General features: G+C 40.1%; 14 protein-coding genes. 1 reads left to right on the plus strand and 13 read right to left on the minus strand.

The window, feature by feature from the left end; genetic code table 11:
• Nucleotides 1-74: 74 nt before the first annotated feature.
• The 5 genes from CD004_RS13875 to ilvA all read right to left on the minus strand — a co-directional run bounded on the left by CD004_RS13875 (nt 75) and on the right by ilvA (nt 4,149).
• Nucleotides 75-917: a DegV family protein gene (locus tag CD004_RS13875; protein ID WP_102263308.1), complete on the minus strand. Its 843-nt coding sequence runs from the start codon at nt 915-917 to the stop codon at nt 75-77.
• A gap of 207 nt (nt 918-1,124) precedes the next feature.
• Nucleotides 1,125-1,376, minus strand: a complete 252-nt coding sequence (locus CD004_RS13880; protein WP_102263309.1) for a DUF2535 family protein — start codon at nt 1,374-1,376, stop codon at nt 1,125-1,127.
• 252 nt (nt 1,377-1,628) lie between these two features.
• Nucleotides 1,629-2,402, minus strand: coding sequence for a twin-arginine translocase subunit TatC (gene tatC / locus CD004_RS13885; RefSeq protein WP_102263310.1), 774 nt, complete (start codon nt 2,400-2,402; stop codon nt 1,629-1,631).
• 102 nt (nt 2,403-2,504) lie between these two features.
• Nucleotides 2,505-2,708, minus strand: coding sequence for a twin-arginine translocase TatA/TatE family subunit (locus CD004_RS13890; protein WP_023627655.1), 204 nt, complete (start codon nt 2,706-2,708; stop codon nt 2,505-2,507).
• A 172-nt stretch (nt 2,709-2,880) separates the two neighbouring features.
• A complete protein-coding gene (gene ilvA, locus CD004_RS13895) occupies nt 2,881-4,149 on the minus strand; it encodes a threonine ammonia-lyase IlvA (protein ID WP_102263311.1) in 1,269 nt (422 codons plus the stop codon).
• 162 nt (nt 4,150-4,311) lie between these two features.
• On the opposite strand from ilvA, the gene CD004_RS13900 reads away from it, so the two are divergent.
• Nucleotides 4,312-4,533, plus strand: coding sequence for a hypothetical protein (locus tag CD004_RS13900; protein WP_102263312.1), 222 nt, complete (start codon nt 4,312-4,314; stop codon nt 4,531-4,533).
• Nucleotides 4,534-4,616: 83 nt separating this feature from the next.
• Here CD004_RS13900 and CD004_RS13905 read toward each other — a convergent pair whose 3' ends face one another.
• The 8 genes from CD004_RS13905 to CD004_RS13940 form a co-directional block, all read right to left on the minus strand.
• Complete coding sequence (locus tag CD004_RS13905) at nt 4,617-5,348, minus strand: lysophospholipid acyltransferase family protein (RefSeq protein WP_102263313.1); 732 nt, start codon at nt 5,346-5,348, stop codon at nt 4,617-4,619.
• Between the two features lie 192 nt (nt 5,349-5,540).
• Nucleotides 5,541-6,029 (minus strand): dihydrofolate reductase, encoded by a 489-nt coding sequence (locus CD004_RS13910; RefSeq protein ID WP_102263314.1) that lies wholly within the window; start codon nt 6,027-6,029, stop codon nt 5,541-5,543.
• Nucleotides 6,026-6,820 (minus strand): thymidylate synthase, encoded by a 795-nt coding sequence (locus CD004_RS13915; protein ID WP_102263315.1) that lies wholly within the window; start codon nt 6,818-6,820, stop codon nt 6,026-6,028. The genes CD004_RS13910 and CD004_RS13915 overlap by 4 nt, the downstream gene beginning before the upstream one ends.
• A 157-nt stretch (nt 6,821-6,977) precedes the next feature.
• On the minus strand, nt 6,978-7,679 hold the full coding sequence (locus tag CD004_RS13920; RefSeq protein ID WP_102263316.1) for an anthrax toxin lethal factor-related metalloendopeptidase: 702 nt from the start codon (nt 7,677-7,679) through the stop codon (nt 6,978-6,980).
• A gap of 218 nt (nt 7,680-7,897) precedes the next feature.
• Nucleotides 7,898-8,986: a toxic anion resistance protein gene (locus CD004_RS13925; protein ID WP_102263317.1), complete on the minus strand. Its 1,089-nt coding sequence runs from the start codon at nt 8,984-8,986 to the stop codon at nt 7,898-7,900.
• Nucleotides 8,987-8,990: 4 nt separating this feature from the next.
• Complete coding sequence (locus CD004_RS13930) at nt 8,991-10,625, minus strand: YceG family protein (RefSeq protein WP_102263318.1); 1,635 nt, start codon at nt 10,623-10,625, stop codon at nt 8,991-8,993.
• A gap of 541 nt (nt 10,626-11,166) precedes the next feature.
• The gene (locus CD004_RS13935) at nt 11,167-11,955 is read right to left on the minus strand and encodes a TerC family protein (RefSeq protein WP_102263319.1); all 789 of its coding nucleotides are present in this window, start codon (nt 11,953-11,955) and stop codon (nt 11,167-11,169) included.
• Between the two features lie 176 nt (nt 11,956-12,131).
• Nucleotides 12,132-12,713 (minus strand): YpjP family protein, encoded by a 582-nt coding sequence (locus tag CD004_RS13940; RefSeq protein ID WP_102263320.1) that lies wholly within the window; start codon nt 12,711-12,713, stop codon nt 12,132-12,134.
• Nucleotides 12,714-12,984: the final 271 nt, after the last annotated feature.

A 12,984-nucleotide genomic window follows, 5' to 3' on the forward strand; every position in this document is an offset into this window, starting at 1 on the left:
TTGGTTTGTTAAAAGAACAAAAAAAGTCCTGAAATTTTACACTTCAGGACTTTGAAATAACGTTTAATATTAAGTTATTCGAAGTAATACATGAACCCAATAGCGCCTGGGCCCGTGTGGGTACTTACAATTGGAGTCGTATCTTCGATAGTAAAGTCATCATACCCAGAAGTTTCAAGGACGGCTTCCTTTATTTTCTCAGCGAGTCCTTTTCCCTCTGCGTGGACAAGCCCTACCCCTTTGATGGTTTTCCCTTCTGTATCTGCGGCAAATTGACTTCTAAGGTACTTTACGACTTGCGAATGACTTCTTGCTTTAGAGACAGGAGTATATTCTCCACCTTCGAGAGATGCGATCGGTTTTATATTCAGTAATGAACCGATCATCGCTTTTCCTTTGCCAATCCGTCCTCCCTTGACCAGATTCTCAAGGGTATCAACGACGACAAAAAGGCGAGTCTGTTCTCTTATCTCATCTAGACTTGCTATTATTTCATCAGATGATTTACCGTCCGCGGCCATCTGGGCAGCCTCAAGAACCTGGAACGCCAAACCCTTCGAAATAAAGCGGGAATCAACCACATTCACCTTTGCACTTGTCATCTGGGCGGCACTTTCAGCAGATCGCACTGTTCCGCTCATACCGCCTGTCATATGTATTGATATGATTTCATAACCGTCCGCGGCCAGCTCATCATATACCTTCAAGAATTCCCCTGCAGGCGGCTGCGAGCTCTTTGGCAGTTCTGAAGAAGCTTTCATTTTTTCCATGAACTCTTTTGGACTGATATCCACTCTATCTAAATAATTTTCACCATTAATAGAAATAGATAATGGGACAACGATAATTCCCCATTTTTCAATGAGCTCATCATTCAAGTCACAGGTAGAATCAGTTACAATTTTGATTTTAGCCATAAATTCACATCCCTATCAAAACACTAGATTATGACTATTATACCTATTCTGAAATGCAAATAAAAATATTTACATTCAATCTTGAAGTTTATCTTAGAATGCTAGAATGTCAGTAAATATAAGAATACATCCAGGTTGATTATGTTAAAAATCAACTCCGTAAAAAGAACAAAAGCGCCTTTGTCCAGGCGCTTCAAAAATGAATCATCATGCGTTATTTTTCAATTCGGCCGATTCGAATAACTGTTCATAATCCGGCCACTTCATAACTCTTTTTAAATAATCTTTAAAAGAATAGAACTTTTTCGCGTTTCTTTCCTGATAGATCGCTGTAATAAAAGTTTGCAAACGGACTTGGATCATAAAATAATAGGTGCTCTCTTCTTCCAACACAGGAATATCCACGACTTTAACCTTCTGTCCAACAACATTTTTGAACTCTAGGCTTTTGAATAACAAAATATCAATCCTCTTTTATACCCGTTTGAATATATTATACCCTAATTCCAGGTCGAAATGTGTCTGTTTACGGAGATAATAATATTTTTTTTATGATTTTTTTGATTCCTGATAACGTATTAATCTTCATGATTTTCAAATATTCAATAGGGTGCTTAAAGAAATGATTCTATTTTGATCACAAAAAAACGTGTGGAAATTCCACACGTTTGAATGACTGTTTATACTCGTTTTGAATCTTGATCCGCTTTATTACAAGGATGATTCCTCTTCGCTATCCTCGTCCATATCCCCGTATTGCTCTTGCCATTCTTTTTCCTTCTTGAGCTTCCGTTTGTAAACAAATTTGGACAAGTTTACGCTGATTTCATACAAAACCAGAAGCGGAATCGTAACCAGGATATCTGACATGAAATCAGGCGGTGAAATGATGACTGAAATCACAATCAATATAAAGTAAGCATACTTTCTGACCTTAACCAGGACGTAAGGATTAATGACTCCCAGCGAAGTCAAAAACATGACTACAACCGGTAATTCGAACAGTACTCCAAATGGGAGAGTCATATTCATGATGAACTTGAAATACTTTTCCGCCGTAAAGTTCGTTACAAGCATATCCCCGCTAAGTTCCACGAGGAAATTCAGAACTGTCGGGAAAATTACAAAGTAGCCAAAAGCAAGACCAACGATGAATAGTATGAATAACGCCGGGATATACGAAAGTGATATTTTCCTTTCAATCGGCCTGAGTGCTGGTTTGACAAAAAGCCAAATCTGTGTGGCCAATACCGGAATCGTACCAGCAATCGCGATGATAGTGGCAAGCATGAAGTAAATCCATACGATATCACTTGGACCTAAGACTATTAGCTTCACGTCCAAATCCCGGACAAAAAAGTTATATATATCTTTAACATAGAAGAAGCCTATGCCAAAGAAAATAATGAATGCTACAGCCGAGATGATCAGCCTGTTCCGCAGCTCATCGAGATGATCCACCAGATTTAATTCTTTATCGTCCATTTAACAATCCCCTGCCAATTCCGTTTGGTGCATTTCTTGAATAAAGCCTGTCATTTACAAGCCTTTTAAGAAAAAAGGTGTAAGACAAAAGCATCTTACACCTTATTTAGTAACTTTCGTAATTTCCTTCTTTTCTTCTTCGAAATCTTCCATGACGTCGCTTGTCAATTCACGAGTTGATTTCTTGAATTCACGAAGCGTCTGTCCAAATGCACGTCCGATCTCTGGAAGTTTCTTTGGTCCAAAGATAATTAGGGCTAAGACAAGGATTAAGATTAATCCAGGAACTCCGATGTTTGATAACATATCAACATCTCCTTTTTCATATTGTAAATCTACTATGATTATAGTACTTTTACTCCCCTAAGTGGAGGTATCACGTGAAAGTTCATAAGAAATTCACAAAGGTCTACGTAATCTAACTAAGTGTGACATTTCTTATTTTATAACATCTATCCTTAATTATCTATTATTAATATTATACCAGTAAATTAAACAGCTGGTTGTCCTTATTCAATTCCATGAAGGCAAAACCCTTATTCTCCATACTGGCGATCAGTCTCTGGTAATCATGCTTACTCTTTAATTCAATTCCGACAAGAGCCGGACCGCTTTCTTTATTATTTTTCTTTGTGTACTCAAATCTGGTGATGTCATCCCCAGGCCCAAGTACATCATCAAGGAATTCACGCAATGCACCTGCACGCTGTGGAAAATTGACAATAAAGTAATGCAGCAAACCTTCGTGTAGCAGTGACCTTTCCTTGATCTCCTGCATCCGGCTTATATCATTGTTGCCGCCGCTTATGACACATACAACTGACTTTCCTTTTATCTCATCACGTAGAAGGTCCAGGGCAGCAATCGGCAAAGCTCCTGCCGGCTCAGTAACAATCGCATGTTCATTATAAAGCTCCAGTATAGATGAACACACTTTCCCTTCTGGAACTGCAACTAGCTTATCGACATTTTCCTTACAAATTTCATATGTCTTACTGCCAACACATTTTACAGCAGCACCATCTACGAATGTATCAATTTCCTTTAGGGGGATAACACTATTTTTTTCAAAAGCAGCACTCATGGAAGCTGCACCGCTAGGCTCAACGCCAACTAGGCTAGTCGAAGGTGATACGCTTTTTATATATGTACTCAATCCTGCCATCAAGCCTCCGCCACCAATACTAGCGATAATAAAGTCAACAGATTCCTGACAATCATTTAAGATTTCCACTGCAACGGTTCCCTGTCCTGCAATTACCTTTTCGTCATCGAAAGGGTGGATGAATTCCCTTCCCTCTTTTTCAGCACACACACGCGCTTCCCGGTAGGAATCATCGAATGTATCCCCGACGAGGACAATGTCAACGAAACCTCGCCCGAACATTTCAACCTGGCTGATTTTTTGTCCAGGAGTTGTAGCAGGCATAAAAATTTTCCCATTCACTCCGAGCTGACGACAAGCATATGCTACACCTTGAGCATGATTCCCAGCACTAGCACATACCACACCGTGATCAAGCCCTTCTTCCCACAATAATTTCATTGAATAGTAAGCGCCCCTTAGTTTGAAAGAGCGTACATGCTGTAAATCCTCCCGCTTCAAATATATATCAGCTTCATATTTTTCAGATAATCGTTGGTTCAATTGCAATGGAGTATGGGCAACAACCTCTTTAAGATGCCGGTAGGCAATCAGGATATCCTCTACACTCACCCTTTTTTTCTTCATTGTTTCTTGTTCCATTCTGTCACCCTCACTTTGCAAAATATTAATTTGTCCATTATAACATGAAAAATCCGTATGTCGATTGAATTTTTTAAATATTTAAAATTCTAGGCTTTCATGTTGAATAAAATGGTAGTAAAATAACATATAATAACGAAAATATGCTGGAGGGAATGAGATATGGAATTTTCATTAAACAGTTATGACGGGGCTTTGCCGGTAGAGGTTACACTTGATGAAGACAATGGCCGCTACATGATTCGCAAAAGTGATACCAGCGGAGAGTACTTCAATAGTCCGCCGGAAATGGTGAGATGGATTCGCGACAACTTTAAACCGGAGGATTTTTGCATACCTGCAGAATTCACACAAATGATGAAAAGCCTTGCACAATTCGAATAACAACTCCATAACATCATCCAGCCATTTTCTAAAAAATGAACAGCCCCTGCGACTTGCAGGGGCTGTTGGCATTTACAGAATGATTATGAAGCAATCCTTTTTGCCTTACGAGATTGAATTATCGTATCCCTTATTTCTTCAGCAAGGGATATTAGCTCTTTATCCTTATATTGCCGGCTGTAAACCGGAGGACTTATGATTACTTTAATTTTTGCAGGTTTGACGAGGCGGCCGTTTTTTTCAAAAACATCAGCGGTGCCTTGAATTGAAATCGGCACTATCGGAACACCAGAATCCTTCGCAAGGCGGAAGCCTCCTGCTTTAAAAAGACCTACGGGACCACCTTTGCTTCTCGTTCCTTCCGGAAAAATCACAAGTGAATTTCCTTTCTTTAACAGTTCCACTCCTGACATAATTGAGCCAGCAGCTTTGTCACGATTCTTCCGGTCAATAAAGACACAATCAATGGCTTCCATCCATGCCGATAAAAATGGAACCTTCTTCACTTCAATTTTCGATATGAACCCAAAAGGTTTTTCAATGGCACCTATAAGTACAGGTATGTCAAAATTACCCTCATGGTTACTGGCAAACAGCACCGGACCTTCAGGTATATGATGAAGTCCTTCTACCTCTACCTGAGATCCTGTCATTGCCATGAATGTTTTCGCCCACTTTTTTGGTGTAGAATGAATCAGTTGCTTTTTAATATCTGGTTTCAAATCTTCCGGCAATCTTTTCAATCTGGATAGTCTTGGTATGGTGTAAACAAGATAGCCACCCATATACAAAAAACACGCAATTAATCGAAGCATTGTATCCTCCTAATGTTATTCTGTTGTCATTATAATGGATTTAATCTGAGGAGACTATATTTATCGGTAATTTGATCAGAAATAAACAGTCCTAATAAAAGACTGCTCATACTTAAAAAGGAGGTGTGGAATGAAAACATTCCACACCTCCTTTTGTTAATGATTTAAAGAGTCCTTCAAGCGACAGCATTCTTACTTCCGCTTATAAATCAAAAACTCATAATCATACGGATTTTTTTCATCCTTCAGTCCGATTTCCCTTGACTCAAGCTCCCATTTATCAATGTCGAACACCGGGAAAAACGTATCTCCTTCAAACTGATGATGGATCATCGTAAGGTAAAGCTTGTCTGCATGGTGAAGAACTTCTTTGAATATTTCCGCACCGCCGATGACGAAAATTTCTTCAGATTTGTTCTCAGCGGCATAGGCTAACATTTCCTCAATTGAATGAATCACTGTACAGCCCTCTGGACCGTAATCTTCATCACGAGTAATGACGATATTTTCTCTGCCTGGGAGAGGCTTTCCGATCGATTCATATGTTTTCCTTCCCATGGCAATCGGATGTCCCATCGTCACACGCTTAAAGAACTTCAGGTCCTCCGGAAGCCTCCACGGGAGCTGATTATGATATCCGATGACTCGGTTTTCATCCATTGCCCAAATTAGTGATATCATACACTGACAACCCCTTTGATATGCGGATGCGCTTCATAATTGACCAACTCGAAGTCTTCATATTTAAAATCAAATATTGATTTGACTTCAGGGTTGATTTTCATTTGTGGCAATGGCTTAGGATCCCGGGTAAGCTGCAGTTTAACCTGCTCCACGTGGTTCGAGTAAATATGAGTATCCCCGAAAGTATGAACGAACTCGCCTGGCTCAAGATCACAGACATGAGCGACCATCAAGGTCAGCAGAGCATACGAAGCGATGTTGAAAGGCACGCCCAGGAACACATCTGCCGATCTTTGGTACAGCTGGCAGGAAAGCTTGCCATCAGCTACATAAAACTGAAACATGCAATGACATGGAGGCAACGCCATTTTATCGATTTCAGCAACATTCCAAGCATTGACAATCATCCTTCTCGAATCAGGATTAGTTTTAATTGTATGAATCAATTCTGAAATCTGGTCTACCGTTTCTCCATTTGCTCCTGTCCACGAACGCCATTGGCTGCCATAGACTGGACCCAATTCTCCATTTTCATCTGCCCATTCATTCCAGATGCGTACCCCATTCTCCTGTAGGTATTTCACGTTCGTATCGCCATTCAGGAACCATAGAAGTTCATGGATGATTGATCTTAAGTGGAGTTTTTTGGTTGTTAGCAGCGGAAATCCATCCTGGAGGTTAAAGCGCATTTGATAGCCGAAAGTACTGATCGTGCCAGTACCTGTCCGATCCTCTTTTTTTACACCAGTATTCAAGACATGTTCGCAAAGTTCTAGATATTGTTTCATGAATTTCCCTGCCCTTCAAAACGATCGATTTCTTTTTCTTATTTTAGCAAATAAATCAACAATGGTGGAAGGATATAACCTTATTTTGAATTCTCTTATTACTTTGCTATGGGATTCCGTATTTCCTGCCAAAATACACTAGAATAGCAAAAAAGGCCTACTTAAGGCCTTCGATATATTGATAGGTTTGCGGTGCAGCTTCCTTAAGCAGTTTTGCCGGCAGTCCGCCAATATAGAACATCGCAAAGCTTTCTGCAAAGTATTCCTCAGGGTAATCAAGGAAATATGCGCGCCCTGGAAAGAGCAGCCGGCTTTCATGCTTCCAGATTTTTAAAAATCTTTCTTCATGCCTGATTCCGTCATAAACATGGCGGTCAAGAGAGTGTGCAAGTTCATGCAATTCGAGGTTTACGGATCCATGTCCCTTCCCTTTCTCACTGCTGCCAATTTTCACAAGAACGGTCCTTGAACCTCCGATACCAGGGACCTGATCCCAAGTTTTTTCAGATGTATAACCTCGCGGAACAATCCCCTTCAAGTGGCTGGCAGTTGGATTATCCGTCAATCTTCCTTCAAATAACTTCACTTTAATATTGCTGTCTACCGCTTTAAGGATCATGCTTTCAGGAAGGAGCATAAGCCTATTAATAATCTGCGCTGCTTCCCCCTGGTCAAAGTCGTTTTCTGGCAGAACAATCAACTTACCGGCAAGTCGGACGTTTTCCGGCTGCAGGGATTCATATAGTAGGGATTGTTTAGGATATTCAAATAGAAAAATGCCGTCCATATTGGCATTGGAGCTGCCAAGTAGTGATAAGGAAAGTACGATAACAACGAATATTTGAAAAACTTTACGCAATGTTTATCCCCTTTCCTGAAGTGTATTACTGAAGATGTAAAATGGGTGAATGAGTTGTATTTTTGAGGATATTCTCTATAGTAACCTACTAAAATTATAACATATGACTGCTTGCCTGCTGACTGAGAATTTTAGGAAGCCCCATGAAATTTGGAGATCAAAAAAAGCTCATCCAAACCAAAAGTTGGATGAGCTTTTTAATGATTGAACAGTTATTGTTAATTACTATTCTTATAGTTTTCCATTAGCTGTTTCAAGAGTTGCTGCCCCTCTTTACGGAGCCGCTTGTTTTCTTCCTCGATGGTTTTAGTCTCCTTCATTCCCTTCAGGATGATATGAAAGCATTCTTCTAAGGTTTCAATCTTGATACCTGGCACACCTGAATGTCGGGCGATATCGACACTTTGGGCAGCAATATCCTTGGCATTTTTGATTAAAACCTCATTCGTCCTTCGATCGAGCTCTTTCATTGAATCAGCCACTAACTTTTGCCTTTTTGCAGCAATGGCCTGGATCAATCCGTTCTTGAAAATGGGAATAGTTGTAACGAACGCCGAGTTGATTTTGCCGATCAACTTCTCATTTCCACGCTGAAGCAATTTGATTTGGGGTGCAGTCTGCATTGCGACCACTTTCGCTATACCAAGGTCATAGATTCTCTGTTCAAGAAGTTCAATTGCATTACGCAGTGAGTCAAGTTCAATAGATGACAGGTGATCCCCTTTCAAAGCATTCTGTTCAAGTATGGGAAGCTTATTTGACTTCAGTTCATTCAGCTTCAACTCCGCAGCGACCACATATTTTTCAAGTGTCAGGCAATACTGATGAATCTGTTCATACATACGTTCAAGCATGGTCGCTGTTTCTGTCATTTCACACTTGTATTCAGATATTTTTATATATACCTGTTCGATTTCCTTTCCCATCGACTGGTATTTGATATATAGCCTATCCATCATCTTCCCGTTTTTTTTGAATAGTTTGCTGAAGATTCCACCGGTTGCTTTTTGAAAATCCTTTTTGTCAAAATGATCCATCACCTTGGCTAGCTGCTTAAGCAATTCTCCTGAGTCCTCGACATTGGATGTCCGCATAATGTCAAGAATTTGATCAGAGTAACGGGAAATCGCAACCGCTGGCTCTTTTCCGTACTCGAGTATATTGATGCTATTTTGTTCATCAATGCTCATAGCCAGCTCTTGAACCACATACTCATTCCTCAATGCTAACTTAATATCGGAAACCGACGCTTCACCACTAGACCTGTCAATTGACGAGCTGGTATTTTGATCATGGGTTGGATTCATCAGCTTAATCTCTCCTTAGGATTTTTGAGACACCTTGGAAAAACACCTTTTTCAGGACGGAAGGCTCCTTAAGCTCTTGTTCAAATTCTATTTCCTCCAGCCAGTGGGATACAAAGGAGCTTTTATCGATGTAGTTTTCTATGTCACTTTGACCAGCTGGATTATAAATCACTATATCAATTCCAAATTGATTTAATAACAATAAGAGTGCAGCATCTGGTCTGGTCAGTGTTCCATTAAGCTGGTTGTTAAATATAATCAGCTTGGGCACGTGCTGTGAGTAGTCAAATTTCTGAAGCATTTGTAGAATCGACTCCGGTATCTGCATTGATTGGTTGAATAAATATACCCTGACATCATCCTCTTTCTCACTATTCCTCAGCTTTAGCTTCGGAACTGCACATATATTCCTGATTGCTGAAGCCAGGCCTTTTTGAAGACCAGAAGGCAGATGACTATATTTCCAAAAATGAGCACCAGTCATTTTTTCCAGATTGAGCAGTCCATCATGATCCAATGACTTTTGATAATGATATCGGAAATCATTGTTAGCACCTGGAGAAAAGGGCAAACTTTTAACCAGATGGCTATTTTCCTGAAGGATCAAGCCATGGAGACGGTTCCAATATTCACGGCGATTACTAGCCATGCCATTGATCTTGGCAAATAAGACTGGAATCCTTACAGTCTTATGCTGCAATTCAAAATTCAGCCTGAACATTGCCTTTTCGCTGCCAACTAGAAATAATTCGTCGTACGTTGTCTTCAAGGTAATCGAATCGGATATGTACTCTCTCAGTTGCCACGGCTTATAAATCACTGTACCCTCATGGTCAAGGATTTTCTCGATTTCCTTAGATGCCCTAAACGCCACAGTAGTAGTCTGCATCCGCTTTTCTGCTGGAAACGGCTCCGGATCACTGGTATTCGGGAATATATGATACAAAGTTTTTAATTTATCCTGTTCTGCAATTGATAAAGGATCATTTCCAGCTGGTGTGAAGGAGACCAGGTCGCAACCCAGCTCAATTAGAAAGTACACTAGATACTGGTGACTTTTCGTGTAGTTCCCATACCAAAGAAAAGCAGGCATCTCTACATCGGGATTCGCTTTCTTAATATGGTGTTTGAGATGGAATATCCAATTAATGACATCATTAAGAACCACAACAAACTCCTTGTTCTCGAGTCCGCCTTTTTCATTAAATGAATACAGTTCAAACATTTTTATCGCGGCTTCCCTTATTTGTCTGTTTATCAGGTAATGTTCTGCAGTTAACAGCAGCTTTTCTTTATCTAGCTGTGTTACCAGACTTTTTATTGATACGTTTGGTTCATTGATGTATCGGCTAATTTTTTCGATTGATTTACGATGGTTTAGGGCATTTGATTTTTTTAACGAAGAGTCGCTTAACAAAATTAGCCCTTGCGAATGCACATAGTCATACAATTGGTTATAATAAGCAGCTTCATCATGAGGAATGCCAATGAACCTGGCTATCACTTGACCGATATGTGTGCAAGGACCTTCTTTTTTGTAAAAAGGACGCATATTTGAAGAAGTATTTAACAGGTCCAAACAATTGTCATATGTAACAGGCAATGAGTGTTTGATTAATTCGGTCTTTGTTGGGTACATAGAATCACTTCCCGCTGAGGACAATAGTCTAAAATCAATGATCTAAATTGTCTGATTATACTAATTATCATACCATATCAGATGAAATACCTTTTCGGCTTGTAATAGCAGTACGGACCACATTATCAAAAGTTTCAAGAAAGTTCATAATTCCTGAATTTCACCTTTATTCCTGTCCACGCATATAGATGAATACTTAAACCTGGAAGGTGAATTCACATGCGATTTATTTTTAAAAGAGAGCCTATTGAAGATCTGCGGTTGGAGTTACGCAAGGTTAGCCAGGCTATGTGTTCGGGACATCTTGTATTAGTTGATCTATTATTCTATTCACTTATCTTCACTGTCTTAATCATTCCGGCAGCCTCCCCTTTACTCCACTTCACAGCCACCTTTTTACTCATATATGTATCATTTGCCTGCATATTCTTGTTTGTCAGGAGGACAGTAAGAGAAATCACCGATTACCACGAAAAATAGATATCATGTTCGATGTAGGTAAAAAAAAAAGGAACAGACCTGTATCCGTTCCTGGGTTCCATTATTGGACATTCTTTTGCTGCTCACTTGCTTCAGCTTTTTTCTTGTTCAAGTAGTGTACGACAAACGTTGCCGTAAAAGTAATCAGCAACAGAATAAAGAAATACGCATGCTCTATATGGATGCCAAAGACGCCAGCAAACATTTTTGCGGATATAATAAAAATCAGAATGTAGGCAGTTGTCTCAAGTTCAGGGATCTTTTCAATCAATCTAAGGAAAACCCCTGCAACTCCTCGCATCATCAAGACACCCAGCATACCGCCAAGAAGCAGGACCCACACTTCCTCGCTTATTCCCAAAGCCGCAAGGACGCTATCCACAGAGAATGCAATATCCATTAATTCCACTGCGGCAACAGTACCCCAAAATGTACCAAACAACCTGATCAGCAGGCCGCTCTGATTGATTCCTGCGACTTCCCCGTTATCCTGACTCTCCCCTTTTCTCTTTTCAATAAAGTATTTAATTGCCAGCCAGGCCAGATAACCAGCGCCGAGTACTTTCACCCACCAGAACTCGATTAAATAAACACCTATACCAATTGCGATGAACCTGAAGGCATATGCGCCCAGTAATCCATAGAACAACGCTCTTTTCCTCTGTTTTTCCGGCAGGTGTTTTACCATCACAGCCAGCACCAGGGCGTTATCAGCAGATAAAAGCCCTTCGAGGATGACGAGTGTCCCGATTAGCCCCCAGCTGACAGGATCAGTTAAAACCTCAACCCACATATCCCAATTGAAAAACTGGACATAAGTATCAACAAATCCTTGTAATATGTCTGCCATTCTAGATGATCCTCCCATTTTTTTGGTTCTTAGGAATTGTATAGAAAAACCCAGCATTAGCCGGGCCTCTATAAAAACTTATTTCGTTTTCCTCAATTTAAGTCCTAAATCAGCCAAAATAAATGAGATTCATGCTTGTTTTATTGTTCAACACAGCGGTTTTCTAAAGTTAATCGTCAACTTTTCCATTTAGGCGGAGTATTTTTCGCCCAGAAAATTCTGCCGAGCTCGTAATGGGTCTGGAAGCTATCATGATAAGTGTGGTAATGGAAATTAAACCAGAAACCATCCTTTGGCGGCTGGTCCCTTCTGACGTGAAATCGGATAATGTCCTTTCCATTATCCCCGATTATATGGAATATTTTCTCAGACTCTCCACCACCAGGTATTTCCGTGATACGGAGAGAATTCAGCTTTTCTCCGGGAAACTGGAAAGCTACCATTTCGATCGCCTTTTCGATGTTTGGCAAAATACTTTGCCTGAATTCATCCTCAATCACAGGACCAATTTTCGCACCAAATTTCTGGAAAGATTGTTGTTCAGCTTCCATCATTGTCCTGTGTATGAACATCTCCCTCTCCGCTTCCTCATCTAAGGGGACATCGAGCGAATCAATGAAACTTGTTTCAGCGGCGGTCGATTTTTCAGATCTTTCTGTTGTTGTTGTCAGAAACCCATTAACCTGGGCAGGAGACACCATCCCAAATGTAACCATGGAGATCACGACAACAAGCGATTTGCGCAGCCATGCGGGCATGTGGATCACATCCTTATGTAAATAGGAATAATTTTCTGTAAAAATATCAATCTGTCTAAGTTAAATATACATATGTGTAGTAATAACCTGAATTGGTCATAATAAAAAAATATGCTTAATATTATTATAACTTGTTTATACGTAAAATTGGGCAAAGGGTTTCAGATTTTTCAAAAATGGTAATAAGGAAATATTAGAGGCTTCAATTGAAGTTAAAAAGGGAGGTCATAAGTATGGAGTGGGTCGCTGTTGCAGCCAGCTTATTATTGCT

This window comes from Mesobacillus jeotgali (genome assembly GCF_002874535.1).
Classification (GTDB): Bacteria; Bacillota; Bacilli; order Bacillales; family Cytobacillaceae; genus Mesobacillus; species Mesobacillus jeotgali.

Bases quoted from the DNA above. Each gene is read 5' to 3' on its own strand.
- CD004_RS13935 (WP_102263319.1), bottom strand. From the start codon at position 11,955: ATGGCAGACATATTACAAGGATTTGTTGATACTTATGTCCAGTTTTTC.
- CD004_RS13925 (WP_102263317.1), bottom strand. From the start codon at position 8,986: ATGAATCCAACCCATGATCAAAATACCAGCTCGTCAATTGACAGGTCT.
- tatC (WP_102263310.1), bottom strand. From the start codon at position 2,402: ATGGACGATAAAGAATTAAATCTGGTGGATCATCTCGATGAGCTGCGG.
- CD004_RS13930 (WP_102263318.1), bottom strand. From the start codon at position 10,625: ATGTACCCAACAAAGACCGAATTAATCAAACACTCATTGCCTGTTACA.
- CD004_RS13875 (WP_102263308.1), bottom strand. From the start codon at position 917: ATGGCTAAAATCAAAATTGTAACTGATTCTACCTGTGACTTGAATGAT.
- CD004_RS13915 (WP_102263315.1), bottom strand. From the start codon at position 6,820: ATGAAACAATATCTAGAACTTTGCGAACATGTCTTGAATACTGGTGTA.
- CD004_RS13910 (WP_102263314.1), bottom strand. From the start codon at position 6,029: ATGATATCACTAATTTGGGCAATGGATGAAAACCGAGTCATCGGATAT.
- CD004_RS13905 (WP_102263313.1), bottom strand. From the start codon at position 5,348: ATGCTTCGATTAATTGCGTGTTTTTTGTATATGGGTGGCTATCTTGTT.
- ilvA (WP_102263311.1), bottom strand. From the start codon at position 4,149: ATGGAACAAGAAACAATGAAGAAAAAAAGGGTGAGTGTAGAGGATATC.
- CD004_RS13940 (WP_102263320.1), bottom strand. From the start codon at position 12,713: ATGCCCGCATGGCTGCGCAAATCGCTTGTTGTCGTGATCTCCATGGTT.
- CD004_RS13900 (WP_102263312.1), top strand. From the start codon at position 4,312: ATGGAATTTTCATTAAACAGTTATGACGGGGCTTTGCCGGTAGAGGTT.
- CD004_RS13890 (WP_023627655.1), bottom strand. From the start codon at position 2,708: ATGTTATCAAACATCGGAGTTCCTGGATTAATCTTAATCCTTGTCTTA.